Origin of the sequence: Bradyrhizobium sp. B117 (assembly GCF_038969555.1) — a bacterium.
Lineage (GTDB): Bacteria > Pseudomonadota > Alphaproteobacteria > Rhizobiales > Xanthobacteraceae > Bradyrhizobium.
The window spans coordinates 3,121,858-3,142,625 of record NZ_CP152414.1; the positions used below are offsets into that span (position 1 = coordinate 3,121,858).

Consider the following 20,768-nt stretch of genomic DNA (forward strand, 5'->3'; position numbering starts at 1 on the left):
GCAGATTTTACGCAAGAGATTGTTCCTCGGAAGGCGTTCGGTGGAGACGAACCGGCGCGTGGAGCGATCCACGCGCCGGAGCGATGCTGAGGGGCCTAGTTGGGCAGCGAGAACACGGTCAGCGTGCCGCCGAGAGCCGTGTAGTTGCTGAGCGCCGCGTAGCCGCCGACTGCGCCGAGACCTGCGGTCGGATCGGTCAGACCGGCTGCCAGACCGATGCCGGCCCAGCCGCCGACGCCCGAGAGCACTGCGACATACTGCTTGCCGCCGTTCTCATAGGTGGTGACGTTGCCGATGATGCCCGACGGAGTCTTGAACTTGTAGAGCTCCTTGCCGGACTTGGCGTCGACCGCCTTCAGGTAGCCTTCGAGCGTGCCGTAGAACACCACGCCGCCGGCGGTTGCGAGCGCACCCGACCAGACCGAGAACTGCTCCTTGTTCGACCAGACGATCTTGCCGGTCTTGCCGTCCCAGGCGATGAAGTTGCCCATGTGGCTTTCACCCTGCGGCGGATACATCGAGAGCGTCGCACCCACATAGGGCTGGCCCGCGGTGTAGCTCACCTTGAACGGCTCGTAGTCCATGCAGACGTGGTTGGTCGGGACGTAGAACAGCTGCGTGTCCGGCGAGTAGGCTGCCGGCTGCTCGTCCTTGGTGCCGAGCGCGGCCGGGCAGATGCCCTTCACGTTGTGGTCCTCGCCCGCCTTGTCGGTCGAAGCTGCGTCGAGCACCTTCGGACGGCCATAGGTCGCCGAGTTCTTGTCCATGTCGACGCCGGAGGTCCAGTTCACCTTCGGATCGTACTTTTCGGCGACCAACAGTTCGCCGCTCTCACGATCCATGGTGTAGGCGAGACCGTTGCGGTCGAAATGGGTCAAGAGCTTGCGCGCCTGGCCGTTGATCTGCTGATCCGAGAGGATCATCTCGTTGACGCCGTCATAGTCCCACTCGTCGTGGGGCGTCATCTGATAGACCCACTTGGCCATGCCGGTGTCGGCGTCGCGCGCGAAGATGGTCATCGACCACTTGTTGTCGCCCGGACGCTGCTTCGGATTCCAGGTCGAGGGATTGCCCGACCCGTAATAGACGAGGTTCAAAGCGGGATCGTAGGACATCCAGCCCCAGGTGCAGCCGCCGCCGATCTTCCACTGATCGCCTTGCCAGGTCTTCAGCGAGGAGTCGGCTCCGACCGGCTTGCCGAGCGACGTCGTCTTGGCCGGATCGACCTTGATCTGGTCATCCGGGCCTTCGGAGAAGGCACGCCAGACCTGCTTGCCGCTCTTGAGATCGTAAGCGGTGACGTGGCACTGCACGCCGAATTCGCCGCCGGAGATGCCGACCAGGACCTTGTCCTTGACGACTAGCGCCGCCGACGTGCCGGTCTCGCCCTTCGCCGGATTGCCGTTCGTCGCCGACCAGGCCACCTGGCCGGTCTTGGCGTCGAGCGCGACGAGGTTGGTGTCGGCCTGATGCAGGATGATCTTGCCGTCGCCGTAGGACAGGCCGCGGTTAACCGTGTCGCAGCACATCACCGGGATGACGTTCGGATCCTGCTTCGGCTCGTACTTCCAGATGATCTTGTTCTCGTTGGAAAGGTCAATGGCGTAGACCTTGTTCGGGAACGGTGTGTGGACGTACATGACGTTGCCGACGATCAGCGGGCCACCTTCATGGCCGCGCAGCACGCCGGTGGAGAAGGTCCAGGCGACCTGGAGCTTGCCCACGTTTTGTGCGTTGATCTGGTTCAGCTTAGAATAGCGGGTATTGGCGTAGTCGCCCGCCGGCATCACCCAGTCTTTCGGGTTCTGCGACATCTTGATCAGCTCATCATTGGCTGAGGCGCTGCCGACGGCGAGAGCCGCCGCGGAGCCAAGATAGGTCGCCAGTAGCACCTTGCGCATAGTTATTCCTCCGTTGGTCTCGTTTATTGTTTCCGAAGCATTGATCAATCACCGGGCTTCTCGTCCGGCGTCTGCTCGTGCAGGGCGGTCACGATTGGGACCAGAAACGATGCTGTGCTGTTTCCTCCTCCTGGATGAGAGCCACGGGTCCACGTGCAGGAGCGGCCCGTTCTTGTTGTTCCTGACGCAATCCCTAACGGCTTCATCATAGGGAAACTTGCCCAAGAGAGAAGGCGGTTTGCTTGACAGCGCACGGAGGCGAAGATTTTGATTTTGCAGTAGCGAATTCAGCGGCTTCCGCGCGGCTTCTGGAGCGCCGTCAGCACTCAGGTTCCCCTTGACGGCGGTGCAACTAAGGCGGAGGATTAACCCTCAAGGGTGGCAATGGAGCGATGGCGCTCGCTGCAAAAGACCGCTCAAATTCGAGGTAAACGTCACGCAATCACGGCTGAGGGCTCCGGCACGCCGGTCGCGATTCGCGTCGAATCTCCGGATCAAACCAGTGGCTGGATTAATGTCCGACACAATTCACACGCTCTCGACGACCGGAATGACGCCGAAGCGCCAGATCCAAAGCTGGATCGACGGGCTCACGAGCCTGTGTGGGCATTTCGACGTCGATCCGCTGGAGGCGTCCTCGCTCGAAGGCCGCATCGACTACACCTCCGTCTCGCGCCTGAAGCTGTGCCAGATCGAGGTGAGTCAGCATCGCATCGCGCATACGATGGCACGCGCCAAGGCCAATGAGCACCCGTACATCAAGATCCACTTCCAGACCTACGGCGTGTCCTATTTCGAGCAGGAAGGCCGCCATATCGAACTCAATCCCGGCGACATCATCGCTTATGACGTCTCCTGTCCGCATTCGATCATCAGCCCCGCCTTCACCCGTCACGACGTCGTGATCGTGCCCAAGTCGTTGCTGCGCGATCGCGGCTTCCCGTCGCAGCGGATGCCGGCCTGCAAATTGTCGGCGAAGACCGGCACGGGTCGGATCGCGCACGACTTCGTCCATGCGACCTTCGACGAGGCGGCCAAGCTGTCGGCGAACAGCGCGGTCGGCGTCGCCGATTCGCTGATCGACCTGTTGCTGCTGCCGCTGCGCGAAGCCGACACGATGTTCGATCGCGTCGGGCCCGAGGCGATGTATGTGCGCGCGCAGTTCTTCATCCGCGAGCACCTGCGCGATCCGGATCTGTGCATCGACCAGATCTCGGCCGAGCTCGGCTGCTCCAAGCGCTATCTGCACATGCTGTTCTCCGAGCGCGGCACGACTGTGAGCGACTACATCTGGCAGGCACGCTTGCAGAACTGCCGCCAGGAGCTCGAGGCCCACGCCGGCAAGACCATCACCGATGTCGCGTTCTCCTGGGGCTTCTCAAGCTCATCGCATTTCAGCCGCGTCTTCCGGAAATATTTCGGCGTGGTGCCATCCTCGATCCACAAGGCGCAGCAGGCCAGCGCCGTCGCAGACGAGCATTAGGCCGGCATTGCCGGGACAGCTCCGGCGATAACGGTGCCGCTCAGGCCGTCGTTGCCATGTAGGGAATGCTGGCGAGGAGCGCGACGAGCAAAGCCGCGTTGCCGAGCATTCCGCTCCAGTGCAGCCGGCGTAGCCGACGCGGGGCCTCGGCATCGCCGGCATCCCTCGCGCTGAGCTCGTCGTCCATCCGTCGCATGAACCAGGGGCGTCCCCAGATGGCCAGGGCTGCGAGCATGCCGACGCCCAGCGCGGCGAGCAGGCGACCATCGAGGAGCAGAGCCACCGCTCCGATGAGGCCGGCAACGCGCATCACCAGGAAATGCGCATTGAACATTCCGCGCAGCAATTGAGCGACGGGCTGGATATCGAGCTTCACCAGCAGGAAGGCGGGCGAGGCCAGCGTGAAATAGCCCATCGGAAAGAGCAGGATGATCATAACGGCGACGGCGACGGCATCGGGTGTCATGCGATCGGCCCTTCTTGTGCGCGCCGGCGAGGGTTTCCGGCGCACAATCATAGCGGGAAAGTACGTTTTCCGACACTAGGCTTTTGGTCGGACCCGGGCCGGAAGAGCGACCGGCGCCGCGTCGCGGTTCGTGCTTCAGGCCGGCTCGAGGCCGAGCGACTTTGCGCTCTCGATCCAGATCGGCAGCTCGCGCTGATACAGGTCATTGGTCGCCTTGAAGCCGATGGCCGGCTCGAGCACGAAGGTCGCGAGAACCTCCTTCACCTTCGGATCGCTGTTGGCGGCAACGCAGAGCTCGGCGAGGCGGTCGACGACCGGTTGCGGCGTCGCCTTCGGCACCGCCCACCCCGAAAAGCCGCTCACCGTGAAGAACTTTGACGTCGCACCCTGCTCGGGGAGCGTCTTGACGGCCGGAAGCGCGTCGACCTTCTTCGAATGCACCGCGAAGACGGTGCCGCGATCGCTTTGCAGGACCGATTGCGCCGCCGTGTAGCTCCCCATGGCGGCATCGAGCGTGCCTTCCAGCATGCCCGTCCACATCGGCGCTTCCCCGCGATAATGGACCGGCTCGATGTTGAGACCGTACTGCTTGTTGAGCTCGTTGATCGTCATGTGCGGCGCCGAGCCGGCGCTGTAGGTGCCGAAATTTACCTTGCCGCTCTTGCGCGCGAAGGCGACGAAATCCTCCAGCGTCTTGACGCCGGTCTTGGGGTTCGCGATCAGCAGCAGGCCAGCGCCCGGGATGACGCTGACCAGCGTCAGATCCTTGTCCATGTCATAGCCGGGATTCTTCATCACCACCCGATTCATGATGTAGGTGGTCGAGATCGAGCACAGCATGGTGTGGCCGTCGGGCTCGGCGCGGGCGACTTCCGCCGTGCCGATCGCGCCGGAAGCACCCGGCTTGTTCTCGACGACGACGGTCTTGCCGACCTGCTTGGAGATGAATTCGCCATAGGCACGGGCGAGCAAATCGGTCTGCCCGCCGGCCGGGTAGCTGCAGATCATGCGGATCTGCCGCGAGGGCCAAGTACCCTGCGATGTACCCTGTGCCGAGACGCCGCGCGGGACAAAAGGCATCGCGAGTGCAACGCTGCCGCCGGCGATGAAGTGGCGGCGATCGAATTTTGCGGACATGATTCCCTCCCGATTTTTGTCGAGCCTACTGCATCGGGCCGGCGCCATCATGGGCGGCAGGCGAGACAGATTGGCGCATTCGAAAAGGCGAGGAGGGCCCTTTCTCCCGTCTGCCGAACAATCAGGCCTTCCGCATCATCCGCAGCCAGACGATCTCGGTCACGGCCACCGCAATCAGGCCGAAGGTGCCGCCGATCAGCACGTTGATGATACGCTCCTCGGCAATGCCGCTGGCGCCGCCGGCAAAGGAGGCCGCCAGCGCAATGAAGAAGCAGCGCAGGCCGAAGCCGACGATATAGCGGGAGAACGAGATCAGCGTGAGGGTGGCCGCGAGCACCGCGGTCGCATAGCCGACGCGGCTTTGCGGCAGGGCAAGGCCAGCGAGAAAGCCGAGCGGCACGCCGACGAAGGCCCCGATCGCCCGCTGCTTCAGCTTGCCGGTGGATGCCGTGAGATCGCCGACCACGACGCTCGCGGCCGACCACATCACCCATTGCCCCTGCGCAAGGTTGAGGATCTCGACCAGCGCCGCTGCGGCAAAGACCGCCATCGCGGTCGCGAGCGCGGGCAGAAACCATTCGGCCGCTGGCGGTCCGAACGAGGTCGCGGCAGTGCCGCGCCGGCGCTGGTCGTAAATCTGGATGGCACAGACCAGCGCCAGCGCGATCGGCGAGGAGACGATGATCACGCCGGCATGGCGAAGCGCTTCCGAGGCGCTGACGCCCTCGCGCACCTCGCAGGCGAGATAGACGGCGGGGATGAACACCCAATTGCCGAGCGTGCGGAAATGTTCGCCATAGCGCGTTCCCGCGACAGCCAGGAAGCCGGCGAGCGCCGTCAGCACCACGAAGAGCGGCTTGACCGGAGCTGCAAAGAACAGCGCGGCGAAGGTGACGAGGATGGCGAGATAGTGCCAGGCGACCACTTTCGGCGGGAAGTGCTGCCGGAGCGCGGGAATGAGCAGCGACACCGCGACGAGGCCGAGGTTGAGCAGCGCGGTCTCGCGCGCGATGAAATAGGCTGCGACCATCGGCCCGACCACGATCAGCGCGCGCACGAGCTCAGCGGTCTTGATCTCGCGGGCGAGGACGTCGCGGAGGCCCGCGGCAGGCGGCATGGTGGGTGAATTCACGGAGCACCGGAGGGGCGAATGAAATGCGGACATTATATGAGTTCATGCCGCCGCCAGGCCAGTCGATGTCGTCCGGCGGCGCAAGGGATATGCTGCCGATGTTGCGTACTCCGTCATTGCGAGCGCAGCGAAGAAATCCAGAATCTTTCTACGGAGGGACTCTGGATTGCTTCGCTGCGCTCGCAATGACGACGTAGGTACACCTGTATGCGAAGATTTTGGTCTCGTGTCCCGGACGTCGCGCCGGGAGCACCGCGTCCGGGACGGGAGAACCTCTACCGCTGAATGATCTTCATCCAGACGTCGCCCAGGATTGCGGGCTCGCGCGGCGGCAGATAGGTGAGGCCGGCCCGCTTGCCGAGCTCCGCGATCCTGCCGTCCGCTGCAAGCTCCGTCAGCGCCTTGTTGACGGCATCCATCAGCGCGCCATTGCTGGCAAGCCCGACATAACCGCGATTGGCGCCGATCGGGTAATAATGGCCGGAGGCGGTGACGGCCGTATCGGGATGCGCGGCGCGATAGGCGTCGAACCGGGCAAGATCGATCAGGGTCGCGTCATAGTCGCCGCGCTGGAGCGCGCCGAGCAGGTCGTCGCGCCCGGGGACGAGATGGGTGATATTGTCGATCAGGCGTCCCCTGTCGAACGTCATCAGGATGGCATCGCCGAGCGAGCCGCTCTCGATCGCGAGGCGAAGGCCCGCGAGATCGCCGACGTCGCCGATCTTGCGGTTCTGCGCCGTCGGCCCCAGCACCACCGTCATCGGCGAATAGAGATAAGGCTGGCTCGGCGCAAGCACGCCGAGCGCGACACGGCGGCGCCTGTCATCGCGCGTCGCGCCGGAAAAGTCCGGCAGGCGCGCCGTCTTCATGCCGGGCTTGACGAGGGAATCCGCCGTCAGCGCGTAGCCGCCGACCAGCGCGCAGCGTCCGTCGGAGAGCAGCGCGTTGGCTTCGAGTTGCGGGCTGGAATCCTCATCCAGCTTGCTCTCGAACCACTGGATCGTCAGCGGTCGCCCCATACGCTGCGCGACCGCCTGGGCCAGCAGCACGTCGAAGCCGGCATCCGGCTTGCCCCTGTGATGCGCCGAGAGCGGCGGCCGGTCCTCGTCGAGGCAGATCTTGAGTGGATCGTCGGCCGCATGCGCGGTGGTCGCCGCGAGAATCGCGCCGACGCTCCATGCTGCAAGCCAGGTCCTCACGGCTTTCTCCGGCTCGAAACGAAGGCCCAGAGATTCCCGATCTCGTCGTCGCTGAGGATGTCGCCCCAAGGCGGCATCTTGTTGTTCTTGCCGTTCTTCACGGTGGTGACGAAGCGCGTCTTGTCGTCGGGAAAGGCGCGCAGATCCGGCGTGATGGTGCCGGAATTCATCATATTGGGGCCGTGGCAGTGCGAGCATTTCGAGGCGTAGGTTGACTTGCCATGGTCGATCTGCGCCTGCACGGGATCGCCGGTCGTCTCATCCGCGGCACGGACGGTCGCCGCAAGCGCGACCGTCAGCACCAGGGCGGTGGCGAGGACCGCCACCGTCTTGTGAGAGATGTGTTTCAGCATCGTGCCGCGGTTATTGCTTGACCGCAAAGACCCACAGCGAGCCGCCGGCCGGCACGCCCGCAAGCCGTTCGTCCCCCGAGAAGATCGAGTAGACGCCGCCATAGCCGCTGGTCACGGCGACATATTGCACGCCGTCCTGCTGCCATGTGATCGGTTGTCCCTCGATCCCCGAGCCGGTCTGGAACTGCCAGAGCTTCTTGCCGCTGTCGGCGTCGAATGCTTCAAACTCTCCGGTCAACGCGCCCGTGAATACGACGCCGCCCGCGGTCGACAACACGCCGGAGAAGCGGGGGATGTCGCTCGGCGCCTCCCACTTCGCCTTGCCGGTCATCGGATCGATCGCCTTGAGGTGACCACGCGGCCCGTCGGGCCAGTCCCAGAGGTCCGTCAGATCCATGCCGAGGTACCATTCGCCGGCCTTATAGGTCACTGGCTCGGTCTTGTAGTGACCGCCGAATGCGAGCGTGTTGGCATAGGCGAGTCCGGTCTGCGGATTGAACGACATCGGCTCCCAGTTCTTGCCACCGAGCAGTGATGGGTAGACGACGACCTTCTTGCCTTCGCGTGCGTCCTTCGAAACGTCCGTCTCGATTGGCCGGCCCGTCTTCATGTCGATGCCGGTCGCCCAGTTCACCTTCACATAAGGATTGGCCGCGAGCAGCTTCCCGTTGGTGCGGTCGAGCACGTAGAAGAAGCCGTTGCGGTTGGCGTCCATCAGCACCTTGGTCGGCTTGCCCTCGACGTTCATGTCGGCGAGCACCATCTCGGCCACGCTGTCATAGTCGAACGGGTTGTTCGGCGAGAACTGGTAGTGCCACTTGATCTTGCCGGTCTTGGGATCCATCGCCAGCACGGAGCAGGTGTAGAGATTGTCGCCGGGGCGTACTGCCGAATTGAACGGTCCGGGATTGCCGATGCCCCAATAGACCGTGTTCAGCTCGGGATCGTAGGAGCCGGTGATCCAGGTCGAGCCGCCGCCGAGCTTCCAGGTGTCGCCCTTCCAGGTATCGCCGCCGGGCTCGTCCGGCGAGGGGATCGAATGGGTGCGCCAGAGATGCTTGCCCGTTGCCGGATCCCAGCCGTCGATGAAGCCGCGGGTGCCAAACTCGGCGCCGGAGATGCCGGTGATGACGACGCCGTCGGCCACCAGCGGGGCCACGGTCATCGAATAGCCTTCCTTGATGTCGGCCGCCTTCTGCCGCCACAGCTCCTTGCCATCCTTGGCATCGAGCGCGATCACGTTGGCGTCGAGCGTGGTGCGAAACACTTTTCCGTCGTAGAGCGCGGCGCCGCGGTTGATGATGCCGCAGCAGACGACGCGCGGCGTCTCGGCGGGATATTCGATCTTGGATTTCCAGATCTGCTTGCCGGTCTTGGCGTCGACCGCCATGGTCGCGTTGTGGGAGGTCACGTAGATCACGCCCTGGTACACCAGGGGCTGGGATTCCTCGCTACGATCATCGTTGAAGGAGTAGTTCCAGACCGGGACGAGGTTCTTGATCGTGTCCTTGTTGATCTGGTTCAGCGTCGAGAAACGCTGGAGATTGTAGCCCATCCCGTAGTTGAGAACGTTCGATGTATCGGTCGCGCCCTTGACCAGTTGCTCGGTGGTCTGAGCGCTTGCACATGTCGATGCAAGCATGACGAGGCTCGCGGCCATCGCAAAGCGTTTCATCCGTTCCTCCCAATATGCGCGCCTTTTGACGCTGCGACGTAACACTCCGCCCGAATGCAAAACCCGTCAATACGAAAGTCGAAAGTGCGCCGCCGATATGCGGATGTGCCTTACGGAAACCTGACAATCGACTCGCGCTTGTGTGCAGGCGCTGCAAAAAATTCCGTGGCATGAAGCAGTGCCGAGCGCGGACCGCCGGTTTCGACAGGCGGGTTCCACGGGTTGTGCAGTGCGCAGGTTGCATTCCGGGCTTGAATCGGGGCAGGCTTGTGGACGCCCCGGGAGATCAGGGGCTCATGGCCAGGAGGTTTCGATGATGTCACGTCGCTCGATTGCGCTTGCGCTCACCATTGCAGTGCTGTCCGGTCCGGCCTGGTCGGCTTCCGGCAGCGCGGTAAAGATGTTCGACACCGACAATGACGGCACGCTCGATCTCGCCGAGGTGAAGAAGGCTGCGAGCGCCTTGTTCGCCAAGCTCGATCCCGACCACGACGGCACCCTCGATGCGCGCGAGTTGCGCGGGCGGTTATCGGCGAAAGAGCTCGCTGCCGCCGATCCTGATCACGACGGGACTCTCACGCTCGACGAATACCTGGCGGTGGTCGAGCAGCGCTTCAACGCAGCCAATCCCGATAAGGACGGGACGCTGGATGCGAAGGAGTTGAACTCGCGCGCCGGCCGCGCGCTGCTGCGCTTGCTGCGCTGAGCGCCTCAACCGGAACAAGCCGACGACGGCGGATTGCGATCAATTCCGCCCCGACATCAGGAACATCGGGCTGCCCGGCCTGTTCTCTCCGCAACTCCTGCCGGCGCCCGGGGCTGCGCGACGGGAGGAGAGGAGATGATGCAGATGAACACGAAACGATCCGTCCTTGCTGCATGCGCGATCCTGACGTTGAGCGCCGGTGTCGCCGTCGCGGGCCCCTGCAACACCGGCAGCGCAGCCAATGACAAGGATGCCGGCTCCGGTCCCGTCACGGTGGGCTCGGCGCAGTCCCATTCGTCGAGTTCAGCGGGCGACACCAGCCAGCATCCGCCGACCAGCACGATGAATCGCGCGAGCGGTGAAACACCGGCGTCGTCCGAGGATGCGCAGCGGCAGATGCAGAGCGAGCCGACAGCGGCACAGCGGGCCGAAGGTGCCAAGCCGAACGCAGCGACGGCCGACAAAGGTTGCTGACGGCGAGGCCCAGGGTCGTGTCGATTCGACGCCCGGTGCGCCGCACAAGCTGGCTCTCAGTGGGTCGTGTTTGACCAAGAGGGAACTGGTTTTGCCCGAGAGAGAAATGCAGTCGCGAAGAATCGACACAGACCCGCACGACACTCGAATCGAAGCTTGAACTATGGAGGAGGCAGCCCTAGGTTTTGCCCCGCGCGATGTCGCGCTCAATTCCTTGGGGAGACCCGAATGGCCTGGAAAGCTCCGAAGATCGTGGAAGTGCCGGTCGGCATGGAAATCAACATGTACGCCTGCGCTGCGCGCAAGTAAGTCTGACGACCTGCCGCGGCTTCGATGGCGAATGCCGTCGAGGCCGCGGCAGTGTTGCTGCCGCTCATGGCCGCGTCCCGCAGGTTGTCCTCGATGCTTTGCCGTTGATGCAAAGCCACACTTGTCCGGACGTCGGCACTTCTCCTCCAAAATCCCGATCGTGCTCTAGCCGCAGTGTGTTACGCTGATCCCTCAGTCAGCGCTGTTGCCGCATCAAATCGGCGCGCGCATGCGGAAGACGGGATGCGGATCGGAGCTCTCAGATTTTGGACGGCGGTGGTGTGCGGCCTCGCGGTTGCACCGACATGCGTCAGCGCCGAGGACGGCTTCGATACCGAGCACATCTTCGGCTTCATGATCGGCACCGATGTCGGCAATCCCGGTGAGCGTGAATTCCAGACCCAGACCACGGGGCGCTTCGGCAAGGGCGGCGGCACCTATCGCGCCCTCGCGCAGGAGGTCGAGATCGAGGTGGTGCCGCTGCCGAACTTCCGCATCGAGCTCGGCGGCACCGCCAGCTGGCACGACATCACCGGCGTCCCTGACATCGACGACCGCCGCCAGTTCAACTTCCAAGGCGCCTCGCTCGACCTGCGCTATCGTCTGCTCGACCGCGAGCGTGCGCCGTTCGGCCTGACCATCGCCGCTGAGCTCCACGGCGACCGCATCGACGAGATCAGCGGCGCCAAGGGGCGAATGTACGGGACCGACTTCAGGCTCGCCTTCGACCGCGAGCTCGTCCCGAACTTCGTCATCGGCGCGCTCAATTTGATCTATCAGCCGGAATGGGCGCGCTTCGAGCTGGCGGGCGTCTCGGAAAGGAGCTCGACCATCGGTGCCGCCTTCGGCGGCCTGGTGCGCGTGCGCCCCAACGTGCTGCTCGGCGGCGAGATGCGCTACTTCCGGCAATATGAAGGCATCGGCCTCGGCGAGCTCTCGGGGCAGGCCCTGTTCGTCGGACCCACCGCCTATTTCCAGCTTTCGGAGCAATCGCGGCTCACTCTCAGCTGGAGCATGCAGGCCTGGGGCCGGCCGGCAGGGACGGGCGGTAATCTCGATCTCGTCAATTTCGAGCGGCACCAGGCGCGGCTCGTGTTCGGGGTGAACTTCTAAAAATGAGCTTGTCGCCGCAAGGGCAGTACACCCTCTCCCCTTGCGGGAGAGGGTGGCTTCGCAGCAGCGAAGCCGGGTGAGGGGTCTCTCTCCGCACGGACACCTGTCTCGTGGAGAAATACCCCTCATCCGGCGCTTCGCGCCACCTTCTCCCACAAGGGGAGAAGGGAAGAGGAGTGTGGATCGCCAGTTCCGCATCCCTCACGCCGGTTTGAAACTTCCCCCTCCGTGGAACGTAGCCTTTCATGCTAATCTTTGATTGCCCCCGCGCGAGAGGACCCGGCATGAATCCGATCGACCTTGTGGTGACTGTGTGTGCGCTGCTCTCGCCTGCGACCTGCGAGGAGCAGCATCTGGTGTTCAACTATGCGGGCTCGCCGCGGCAATGCGCGATGGCTGCGCCGCCCTATATCGCGCAATGGATCGGCGATCACCCGAAATGGCAGGCGGTGCGATGGCGCTGCGAATATCCGCATCCGAACGACAAGGCGTAAGCTGCCCGCACAGCCTTAGTCCCTCATGGTGAGGCGCAGCGTAGCGGCGTCTCGAACCATGCAGGCCCTTCATCCTTCGAGACGCCTGCCCCGCAGGCTCCTCAGGATGAGGGAGAGCCACTACTTCGTGCAGTCCTTTAGATCCTTGTCGGCGATCGAGAACACGGCATCGGCCTTGATCTCGATGTCGCGGACGATGCACTGCCGGGCATTGGGATAGCTGACCTTGGCATCGTAGCGGCCGGGCTCGACGCCGGTGATGCGCAGCCGCTCGTCGTGGTCGACCTCCTTGTCCTTGTCGTTCAGGCACTGGTTCGGGCCCCAGTCGGTCTTGCCGGTCGGCGAGAGCTGGAAACCGGAGATCGTCTCGGTCGTCAGATTCCAGAGCCGAATGCCCTTGCCCTTCGTTTGGGCGGCGGCTTCACCGGCACACACCAACGCCGCGATCAAGACGAGACACCAACGCATCATTTCGCACTCCCCAAAGCGGCGCCGCTATTGTCTGATCAGGCGCTCCCGGTTCTTTGCCTTGTCGAAATTCTTGGCGCGGTCAAGGCCGATCGGCGCGATCAGCCTGGTCGAGACGAGATCGGCGCCCTCGAAATCGGTGCCGATGACGGTTGCTCCGCTGAGGTCGGCGCCACCGAGCTGGGCGCCCTTGAGCGAGGTGGCGGTGAGATCGGCGCCTTTGAGGGAAGCAAATTCGAGATCGGCGCGCGAGAGATCGGCGTCGCGCGCGTTCAAGCCGGTCAGATTGGCCGAGCGCAGGACGGCGCGCATCAGCCCCATCGACTGGTTGCGCATGTCGGCGCCAAGACGCGCCTCCGCGATCGAGGCACCGACGAGGCTTGCGCCGGTGAGATCAGCGGCGATGCGAGCGCCGGTCAGATCGGCGCCGTCGAGGCGCGCGCGTACCATTTGCGCAGCGAACAGGTTCGCGCCCCTGAGGCTCGCGCCGGTGAGATCGGCCTCCAGCAGCCAGGCCTGATCGAGGATCGCGCGATCCAGTTGGGCGCCTGCGAGCCTGGTCTTGTTCAGCCGTGCCGCGCGAAGAATGGCCCCGGACATGTTCAGGCCCGACAGGTCGAGGCCCGAGAGTCGCTTGCCGGTGAAGTCCGCGGGTGCGGCCGCACTTGCTCCCGCGAGCATGGTTTCGACCTCCGCCCGGCTCATCTCGGCCGACATCATCGCTGGCGAGGTGAGGTCAACGTCGCGCATCATGTCCTGCGCGTTTGCCGCAGGTGCGGCGAGCACGACACCGAGCGCTATCAGTGCAACCGTTGCCTTCATTATCAGGCTCCGCTTCACGTCTGTCTAGCACGCGGGCGGCGCTTGTGCCTATGAGATATCCCGCCCGGCGTGCTCGCTTTGCGTCCACCGCACCAGGCTGGCCTTGATTGCGGCGATCTCGGCCTCGCCCCGCGCGGCGCGCGGGGTCGTGATCGGCACTTCGGCCAGAATCCGCGCTGGCCGCGGCGACAGGAAGAACAGGCGGTCGCCGAGGCGGATCGCATCGTCGAGGCTATGGGTGACGAGCAGCGTCATCACCGGGCGGCTCGCGACCAGTGTGGCGATCTCGTCCCGCAAGCGGCCGGCGAGCGCATCATCGAGCGAGGCGAGGGGCTCGTCGAGCACGAGCAGGTCGGGCTCGACCGCAAAGGCGCGGGCCAGCGCGACGCGGCGGGCGAGCCCCAGCGACAATTCGCCGGGAAAGTGGCTTCGATGCGCCTCCAGCTCGAGGATCCTGAACAGCTCCGACAGTTTTGCGTCGGTGACATCAGGCGTCGCAAGCCGCACATTCTGCTCGACCGAGCGCCACGGCAGCAGCCGCGGCTCCTGGAACACCATGCCGATCCGCGCCTCCGGCGGACGCGCGATGCGCCCCTGAAAGTCGTGATCGAGCCCGAGGATGATGCGCAGCATCGTGCTCTTGCCGCAACCGGACGGTCCAATCAGCACGCCGACCTCGCCGGATTCAATCGCGAACTTGACCGGCGCCAGCACCTCGTGCGTTCCGCCCGCGGCACTCCTGAAGGTCTTGCCTGTGATGCCGACCTCAAGCCGCACGGGGGCGCCACCGGGTTGCGCGGGCTTCGAACGGCTGCACCAGCAAGGTCTCGATCACGAGCACGACCGCGGCGAAGGTCAGCGAATAGGCCAGCAGCCGTGGCGTGTCGAACAGCTGGAAGGCGACGCCGATCTCGAAGCCGACGCCGTTGGGCCGGCCCAGGAGTTCAGCGACCAGCACGATCTTCCACACCAGCGACAGTCCGGAACGGGCCGAGGCGGCGATATAGGGCGCAAGCTGCGGCAGCACGACATGGCGGAAAGCGCGCCAGCGCGGCATCGCGAACACGCTCGCCATCTCGTCGAGCGAACGGTCGAGCGCGCGCGTGCCCTCGCGCAGGGTGACGATCGCGGTCGGCAGCTTGTTGATGGCGATTGCCGCGATCGCGGCGGCCTCGGTCAGGCCCGCCCAGATATAGGCCAGTACGATCACGACCAGCGCCGGCAGATTGAGCAGCAGGATCAGCCAGGGATCGCCGAGCCGGTCGGCGAGCCTGACCCGTCCCATCAGATAACCGATGGCGCTGCCAACCGACATTGCGAGCGTGAAGGCGAGCGCGACTCGCGCCAGCGTCGCGCCGAGATGCAGGAACAGCGCGCCGCTCGAGGCCTCCGTGATCATCACCTGGAGCACGGCCGGCGGGGAGGGCAGCTTTGCACCGCCGACGAACAGCGCGGCAGTCCACCAGATCGCGAGAAACAGGGCGAACGAGAGAAGACGCAGCACCTCAATCTCCGGGGACCGCGTGATAGAAGGTACCGGGATCGAGCTCCGCCGCGGGGCCGACGAGGTCCCGCCCGCCGATCTCGGCCAGCACGCGGTAGAGCACGCGTGCGTCCTTTTCCTCGTCGTCGATGCTCCGGCGCGGAATGCCGTCGCGATAGCGCTCGCGGTAGGCCTTGAGCATGGTGGCATCGCTGGTGCCGGTGAGCGGCGCGATCTTGTCCCAGGCTTGGTCGGAGCTGGTCAGCAACTGCTTGGCCTTGCGGGTCATGGCGATGAAGCGCGCCACGGCGTCCTTATGACTGGCCGCCCAATTCTCGTCGAAGACATAGCCGACCGCAGACACCGCGCCCTCCGCACCCAGCTTCGGCAAAATGTCTTCGATCCCGGCAAGGCGGCGAAAACCCTTGGCTTCGAGCTGGGCGCAGAAATTCCAGAAATTGAGGCTCGCATCCATCTCGCCGTCGAGCGCCTTGGCGGCGATCAGCGGTGGGGCGCCATAGACGATGGTCGCCGCCGACTTGAGGTCGATGCCATCCTGCTTCATCCGCGCCTGCAGCAGCAGCCAGCTCTTGTCGATCGCACCGCCGCCAACGCCAAGCTTGCGGCCCTTCAAATCGGCCAGCGTCTTGAGCGGCGATGCCGCCGGCACCATTATCGCGCCCAGCGCGCTGGAATAGGGGTAGAAGGTCAGCTTGGCGCCGAGCGCACGCTCGCGCGACACCCACAGCCAGTCCGACAGGATGATGTCGGCATTGCCGGCGCGCAGCGCGATCTTGCCGGCTTCGGGGCTCGCAAGCTCGGTGACCTCGAGCGACAGGTCGGCCTCCTTGTCGAGCCCGGCGCCGCGGATCGCGGCCAGCTCCCAGGAGAATGTTCCGGTCTTCTGCACCGCAAGGCGGATCGTGTCGGCGGCGCGGCCGGGCGCAACCAGCGTCAGCGCCAGCGTAACCGCAAGCGCCAATGTTCGACCAAATGCTCTCATCACCTTGTGAGCCGTTTCCTCTGACAGAGTGCTTTTCAGGACAATACGCATAGCATAGCTTTGGTCGCAACCAGCGGGAGGACGCGCATGAAAATGGCCGGGCAGCTACGACCGATTGTCGCCGCATTGGCGGTATTGGCGGCGACCGCATGCGTGGCCCAGGCCGAGGAGGCCAATGATTATCCGACGTCGGCGCGCGCGGAATATGTCTATGGCTGCATGAAGGCCAATGGCGAGAGCCGGCAGTCCATTGAGCAATGTTCCTGCTCGATCGACGTGGTCGCCTCGATCGTGCCCTATGCGCGCTACGTCACCGCCGAGACCGCGCTCAGCATGTCGCAGGTCCGCGGCAATCTCGGCGTCCAGTTTCGCACCTCGGAGCAGGCGAACACGGCCGTGAATGATTTGCGCCGCGCACAGGCCGAGGCAGAGGTGAGGTGTTTTTGAATTAGTGCCGCGCAGACGGTGCTCTGTTCCTTCTCCCCTTGTGGGAGAAGGTGGCGCGAAGCGCCGGATGAGGGGTCTATCCGCGAATTCTAGTGAGAGCGGCGTGCGCGGAGGGATACCCCTCACCCGTCTCGCCGCTCCGCGGCGATCCACCCGCTCCCACAGGGGGAGAGGGTAAGATAGCGACTTAGGTCCCCGGCTTCTCCACATCCCAATCATTGCGGAACACGTGTCCTTCCGTGTCCTTTGCTTCGGCGCGCAAACGCTTGGCGCCGTTGGAGACGTAGATGAAGCGCAGGTTGGGATCTTCCGAGATCGAGATGCCGCCTTCCATCGACAGCACGGGGCTGTCGTCCTGCGTCAGCTTGAGCTGGTTGATGAAGAAGGCGGGAATATAGAGCTGCGTGACCTGGTCCATCTGCAGGCCGGAATTGTTGGGATGGCCGATCATGATCTGCGCCTCGCGGACTCGGCTAGCGGGCGCGTCCTCGCGCGCGAACTGCCGGTAGCGCATCTGGCCGAGACGGTTCTTGGCTTCCTCGATGTTCTTTCCGGCCGGCGCGGAGCAGCCGCCGGACGCCTTCACATAGACCTTCGAGACGTAAAGCTGGCCGTCGCTGAGCTCGGCCACTGCATGCACGTCGGTGTAATTGTTGACGCGCACGCGCGTGGAGATTTCGGTGACGTTGGCATCCGCGCCGATCTCGAACTTCGCCGCCATCGGTGCGGGGTTGCGGTCGATCACCAGCGTGATCGAGCGAATGCGGCGGCTGTCAGCCGGCGACAGCTTGCTGCGCAGGGTCACGGGCACGATGGCCGCGTCCTCGGCGCGATAGGGCATCTCGATGCCGATGACGTCGTTGCCGTCATTCATCGGACGGCTGTTGAAGATGTCCTGCACCAGGCCCGGCCAGGGATCGTAGGCCTCCTCAGCCTGCGCGGGCCCGGCGAAGGCGAGGCCGAGCAGTGCGGCGATCAGGGGCAGGCGGCGTGTGCATCCCGTCATGGTCGTGGTCCCGTGCGGACGAAACTGTCCGGGTCAGCCTAGCTGATCCCGTGTGGACCAGCGTAGCGCGCCCGCTACTCCCATTCAATTTCCGAAAATGCTGCGGTTGCGTTGCGGGCGTTGTAGTCCTCGAACAATTGCCAGTTCGGCCGCTCCTCAGCGGCGGCCTTGTCCGCGGCGGCCCGGATCGGCTCGCCCTTCTTGTTCGACGCCCGGACATCCGCCAGCAATGTCGTGAGGTAACGCCGTTCGTCAGCCAATGCCGCAGGCCAGTCGCTCACAGGCCCGTGACCGGGGACGACGCGAACCGCTGGAATTGCTTCGAGTTTCCCGAGAATGACGAGCCAGCCGCGGATGCTGCCGTCCATCACCGGAATATGGCGGAGGAAGACGAGGTCGCCCGCGAACAGCGTCTTGCTCGTCTCGTCGAACACGGTCAGATCGTTGTCGCTGTGTCCGGCCGGCCAGGCTCGCAGCGTCAGGCGGCGCGCGCCGAGATCGAGCGTCAGCGTGTCTGATACGAGCATCGTCGGCGCGACGATCTTCACGGGGTCGATCAGCTCGCTGCCCATGATCCGTCTAAAATTGTCGAGATAATACGGCCCGCGGCTCGCCAGCGCCTGCGGCAGCTTGCTGTGGCCGACGAAGCTGGTCCCGGCCGCAACGAAGGCCGCGTTGCCGAAGATATGGTCGGGATGGCCGTGGGTGTTGATGACATAGCGGATCGGCTTGGCTGTGCGGGCTCGCACTGCCGCCAGCAGCGCCTCGCCCTCGCGCAGGCTGCCGCCGGTGTCGATCACGGCCACCGCATCCTCGCCGACGATGAAGCCGACATTGGCGATGTCACCCTCGTTCTCGCGGGACATCAGGGCGATGGTCCCGGAGTGTAGGAAGATTCCCGGTGCGACTTCGCTTACAGGCAATTCGGCCGCTCCGGAGCGTGCTACCGTCGGTATCCCCAGCAGGGACAAGGCTGCGATCACGAGAGCGATGCGAGACACTTTTCCGCCTCAGTTCAAAGGGTTTGCCGCATTGCACTGCAACAAAGTCAAGCCAACCAAAGTTTGGCAAACATGGCGCGTCATGCGTTGCATGAATAACATTCAAACAAAACGAGGAGGAAGCACGATGACGGAGGCCGGACGACATCGTCGCTGGTTGTATTCGCTGGTGTTGATGGCTGCATCTTGCGTGATGAATGGCATCGCCATGGCGCAGACGAACGAGACGGGCGATCTTTCGTTCGAGCTGGTTGATCCCAAGGTGCTGCGCGTCTGTGCCGACCCGCGCAATCTGCCGTTCTCCAACGAGAAGGGCGAGGGTTTCGAGAACAAGCTCGCCGAATTTTTTGCGGACAAGCTGCAGAAGAAGCTCGATTACGTCTTCTTCCCGCAGGCCACCGGCTTCGTGCGCATGACGCTGGGCGCGCATCGCTGCGACGTCATCATGGGCTTTCCACAGGGCGACGACCTCGTGCAGGGCACCAATCCCTATTACCGCACGACTTACGCGCTGGTTGCCAAGACCGGCAGCGGCCTCGAGGACGTCGACACGCTCGAGGATCCGAAGTTGAAGGGCAAGCATGTGGGTATCGTCGCCGGCACGCCGCCAGCGACAAACATGGCGCTGGCCGGGCTGATGGGCGATGCAAAGCCCTATCCGCTGATGATCGACACGCGCTTCGACAATTCGGCGCAGGCGATGATCGACGACCTCGCCGCCGGCAAGATCGACGCCGGGGTGCTGTGGGGACCGATGGCCGGATATTACGCGAAAAAGGCTGGCTCTTCGTTCCATGTCACACCGCTGGTGAAGGAAACGACTGGACCAAAACTGGTCTATCGCATCGGCATGGGCGTGCGTCCCGTCGACCAGAATTGGAAGCGTCAGCTCAACAAGCTGATCCAGGAGAACCAGGGCGAGATCAACAAGATCCTGCTCGCCTTCGGCGTACCGCTGCTCGACGAGGGCGACAAGCCGCTCGGTGCGGAGACGGCCAAGAAGACGCCATGAGGCGGCAGCTTGCCGCTGCGCTGGTCACCGCCGTGCTGGTCGCGCCGGTGTGCGCGCAGCAGCAGGAGCCGTTCGAGCCCGAGGGTTATCGCACCGACAATTACCGCGCGCCGGTGCCGGCGACGCTAGAGGGCGCGCGCGTGCTGACCACAGGGGAGGCTGAAGCGATCTGGCGCGCGAAGAACGGCGCCTTCATCGACGTGGTGCCGCGCGCCCCGAAGCCGAAGAATTTGCCCGCAGGCACGGTGTGGCGCGATGCCCCGCGGAAGAACATTCCCGGCAGTGTCTGGCTGCCGGACACCGGCTACGGCGCGCTGCCGCCGGCGATGAACGATTATTTCAAGCGCGGCCTCGCGAGCGCATCGCGTGACGACAAGGCCGCGCTGCTGGTGATCTATTGCCTCGCCGACTGCTGGATGTCGTGGAACGCCGCCAAGCGCGCGCTGGCGTACGGCTATTCCAATGTCGCCTGGTACCCCGACGGCACCGACGGTTGGGAGCGCGCGAAGCTTCCAACGGAAGAGGCACAGCCGGAAGCGCGGCCCGAGCAGTAGAAGATAGGACGTCATGCCCGGGCTTGTCCCGGGCATCCACGTTCTTCGTTCCGCGCGGCTCGACGTGGATGGCGGGACAAGCCCGGCCATGACGCCGCGTCACAAGCGGGGGAGAGGTGAAGACAGCCCTACTGCTTCTGTAGCTTGGTCAGCGTCCCCGTGCCGTTGGTGTCGGTCGCGGAGTAGCTCACCCTGTCGCCCGCATGAACTGCATCCAGCATCGCGGCGTCCTTGGCCTTGTACTCCTGCAGCGCGCCGGCGCCGCCTGCGCTGCCGCCGACGGTGCCCTTCTGCATCTGCTGGATCGAGATCGTGTTGTTGAGCCGATCGATCCGCGTGACCATTCCGGTCATGTCATCAGCAAGAGCGCTGGTTGCGAGCATGCCGAGGGCCGCAGCGCCCGCGAAGATGAATTTTGCAGTTCCCATCGTGGCCTCCCGACGTCTTGGAGTTCACTTCGACAAGACATCTTAAATGGGTTTGGTTCCGGCAGATAGCGGGGCAAAAGCGTAACGATCCCGAGGCGATCG

The 20,768-nt window shown here is 64.3% G+C and carries 24 protein-coding genes; 9 read left to right on the forward strand and 15 right to left on the reverse strand.

Translation table 11 applies throughout. The features are described from left to right. Nucleotides 1-95: 95 nt before the first annotated feature. On the reverse strand, nt 96-1,901 hold the full coding sequence (gene xoxF5, locus AAFG16_RS15260; RefSeq protein ID WP_283085293.1) for a lanthanide-dependent methanol dehydrogenase XoxF5: 1,806 nt from the start codon (nt 1,899-1,901) through the stop codon (nt 96-98). A gap of 514 nt (nt 1,902-2,415) precedes the next feature. Here xoxF5 and AAFG16_RS15265 point away from each other — a divergent pair. Next, nucleotides 2,416-3,384, forward strand: coding sequence for a helix-turn-helix domain-containing protein (locus AAFG16_RS15265; RefSeq protein WP_283085294.1), 969 nt, complete (start codon nt 2,416-2,418; stop codon nt 3,382-3,384). A 40-nt stretch (nt 3,385-3,424) separates the two neighbouring features. On the opposite strand, the gene AAFG16_RS15270 is transcribed toward AAFG16_RS15265, so the two are convergent. From AAFG16_RS15270 to AAFG16_RS15295, 6 genes are all read right to left on the reverse strand, one after another. After that, entirely contained in the window at nt 3,425-3,850 is a 426-nt protein-coding gene (locus AAFG16_RS15270; protein WP_283085295.1) for a hypothetical protein, read from the reverse strand. Nucleotides 3,851-3,985: 135 nt separating this feature from the next. Continuing rightward, nucleotides 3,986-4,987, reverse strand: coding sequence for a tripartite tricarboxylate transporter substrate binding protein (locus AAFG16_RS15275; RefSeq protein WP_342739652.1), 1,002 nt, complete (start codon nt 4,985-4,987; stop codon nt 3,986-3,988). Nucleotides 4,988-5,108: 121 nt separating this feature from the next. Next, nucleotides 5,109-6,104 carry an FUSC family protein gene (locus AAFG16_RS15280; protein ID WP_342739653.1) on the reverse strand — a complete coding sequence of 332 codons (996 nt, stop codon included), beginning with the start codon at nt 6,102-6,104 and terminating at the stop codon, nt 5,109-5,111. A 290-nt stretch (nt 6,105-6,394) separates the two neighbouring features. Next, nucleotides 6,395-7,318, reverse strand: coding sequence for a transporter substrate-binding domain-containing protein (locus tag AAFG16_RS15285; protein WP_342739654.1), 924 nt, complete (start codon nt 7,316-7,318; stop codon nt 6,395-6,397). Beyond that, nucleotides 7,315-7,671 carry a cytochrome c gene (locus AAFG16_RS15290; protein WP_342739655.1) on the reverse strand — a complete coding sequence of 119 codons (357 nt, stop codon included), beginning with the start codon at nt 7,669-7,671 and terminating at the stop codon, nt 7,315-7,317. Before AAFG16_RS15290 ends, AAFG16_RS15285 begins: the two co-directional genes overlap by 4 nt. Nucleotides 7,672-7,681: 10 nt before the next feature. Next, on the reverse strand, nt 7,682-9,346 hold the full coding sequence (locus AAFG16_RS15295) for a methanol/ethanol family PQQ-dependent dehydrogenase (protein WP_342739656.1): 1,665 nt from the start codon (nt 9,344-9,346) through the stop codon (nt 7,682-7,684). Nucleotides 9,347-9,659: 313 nt separating this feature from the next. On the opposite strand from AAFG16_RS15295, the gene AAFG16_RS15300 reads away from it, so the two are divergent. The 5 genes from AAFG16_RS15300 (at nt 9,660) to AAFG16_RS15320 (ending at nt 12,442) form a co-directional block, all read left to right on the forward strand. Beyond that, complete coding sequence (locus AAFG16_RS15300) at nt 9,660-10,052, forward strand: calcium-binding protein (RefSeq protein WP_027562366.1); 393 nt, start codon at nt 9,660-9,662, stop codon at nt 10,050-10,052. 144 nt (nt 10,053-10,196) lie between these two features. Next, the gene (locus AAFG16_RS15305; RefSeq protein ID WP_342739657.1) at nt 10,197-10,526 is read left to right on the forward strand and encodes a hypothetical protein; all 330 of its coding nucleotides are present in this window, start codon (nt 10,197-10,199) and stop codon (nt 10,524-10,526) included. Nucleotides 10,527-10,754: 228 nt separating this feature from the next. Beyond that, a complete protein-coding gene (pqqA, locus tag AAFG16_RS15310; protein ID WP_012029362.1) occupies nt 10,755-10,835 on the forward strand; it encodes a pyrroloquinoline quinone precursor peptide PqqA in 81 nt (26 codons plus the stop codon). Nucleotides 10,836-11,078: 243 nt separating this feature from the next. Next, complete coding sequence (locus tag AAFG16_RS15315; RefSeq protein WP_342739658.1) at nt 11,079-11,948, forward strand: hypothetical protein; 870 nt, start codon at nt 11,079-11,081, stop codon at nt 11,946-11,948. Nucleotides 11,949-12,232: 284 nt separating this feature from the next. Beyond that, a complete protein-coding gene (locus AAFG16_RS15320; protein WP_342739659.1) occupies nt 12,233-12,442 on the forward strand; it encodes a hypothetical protein in 210 nt (69 codons plus the stop codon). Nucleotides 12,443-12,562: 120 nt separating this feature from the next. Here the strand turns inward: AAFG16_RS15320 and AAFG16_RS15325 are convergent, their stop codons facing one another. The 5 genes from AAFG16_RS15325 to AAFG16_RS15345 are packed head-to-tail and all read right to left on the reverse strand — an operon-like array spanning nt 12,563 to nt 16,218. Continuing rightward, entirely contained in the window at nt 12,563-12,910 is a 348-nt protein-coding gene (locus AAFG16_RS15325; RefSeq protein ID WP_342740908.1) for a hypothetical protein, read from the reverse strand. A gap of 27 nt (nt 12,911-12,937) precedes the next feature. After that, entirely contained in the window at nt 12,938-13,732 is a 795-nt protein-coding gene (locus AAFG16_RS15330; RefSeq protein WP_342739660.1) for a pentapeptide repeat-containing protein, read from the reverse strand. Nucleotides 13,733-13,780: 48 nt separating this feature from the next. Then, complete coding sequence (locus AAFG16_RS15335; RefSeq protein WP_342739661.1) at nt 13,781-14,509, reverse strand: ABC transporter ATP-binding protein; 729 nt, start codon at nt 14,507-14,509, stop codon at nt 13,781-13,783. Further along, on the reverse strand, nt 14,499-15,236 hold the full coding sequence (locus AAFG16_RS15340; RefSeq protein WP_342739662.1) for an ABC transporter permease subunit: 738 nt from the start codon (nt 15,234-15,236) through the stop codon (nt 14,499-14,501). The genes AAFG16_RS15335 and AAFG16_RS15340 overlap by 11 nt, the downstream gene beginning before the upstream one ends. A 1-nt stretch (nt 15,237) precedes the next feature. After that, entirely contained in the window at nt 15,238-16,218 is a 981-nt protein-coding gene (locus tag AAFG16_RS15345; RefSeq protein WP_342739663.1) for an ABC transporter substrate-binding protein, read from the reverse strand. Nucleotides 16,219-16,305: 87 nt separating this feature from the next. On the opposite strand from AAFG16_RS15345, the gene AAFG16_RS15350 reads away from it, so the two are divergent. After that, the gene (locus AAFG16_RS15350; RefSeq protein WP_283085330.1) at nt 16,306-16,665 is read left to right on the forward strand and encodes a hypothetical protein; all 360 of its coding nucleotides are present in this window, start codon (nt 16,306-16,308) and stop codon (nt 16,663-16,665) included. A 187-nt stretch (nt 16,666-16,852) separates the two neighbouring features. Here the strand turns inward: AAFG16_RS15350 and AAFG16_RS15355 are convergent, their stop codons facing one another. Together AAFG16_RS15355 and AAFG16_RS15360 are read right to left on the reverse strand one after the other, a co-directional pair. Beyond that, complete coding sequence (locus AAFG16_RS15355) at nt 16,853-17,671, reverse strand: quinoprotein dehydrogenase-associated SoxYZ-like carrier (RefSeq protein ID WP_342739664.1); 819 nt, start codon at nt 17,669-17,671, stop codon at nt 16,853-16,855. Nucleotides 17,672-17,745: 74 nt separating this feature from the next. Continuing rightward, nucleotides 17,746-18,672, reverse strand: a complete 927-nt coding sequence (locus tag AAFG16_RS15360) for a quinoprotein relay system zinc metallohydrolase 2 (protein WP_342739665.1) — start codon at nt 18,670-18,672, stop codon at nt 17,746-17,748. Between the two features lie 127 nt (nt 18,673-18,799). Here AAFG16_RS15360 and AAFG16_RS15365 point away from each other — a divergent pair, with 127 nt between their 5' ends. Continuing rightward, nucleotides 18,800-19,684 carry a substrate-binding domain-containing protein gene (locus tag AAFG16_RS15365; protein WP_342739666.1) on the forward strand — a complete coding sequence of 295 codons (885 nt, stop codon included), beginning with the start codon at nt 18,800-18,802 and terminating at the stop codon, nt 19,682-19,684. Beyond that, nucleotides 19,681-20,238, forward strand: a complete 558-nt coding sequence (locus AAFG16_RS15370) for a PQQ-dependent catabolism-associated CXXCW motif protein (protein WP_342739667.1) — start codon at nt 19,681-19,683, stop codon at nt 20,236-20,238. Before AAFG16_RS15365 ends, AAFG16_RS15370 begins: the two co-directional genes overlap by 4 nt. Nucleotides 20,239-20,366: 128 nt before the next feature. On the opposite strand, the gene AAFG16_RS15375 is transcribed toward AAFG16_RS15370, so the two are convergent. Beyond that, complete coding sequence (locus AAFG16_RS15375; RefSeq protein ID WP_283085367.1) at nt 20,367-20,666, reverse strand: copper-binding protein; 300 nt, start codon at nt 20,664-20,666, stop codon at nt 20,367-20,369. Between the last annotated feature and the right edge of the window lie 102 nt (nt 20,667-20,768).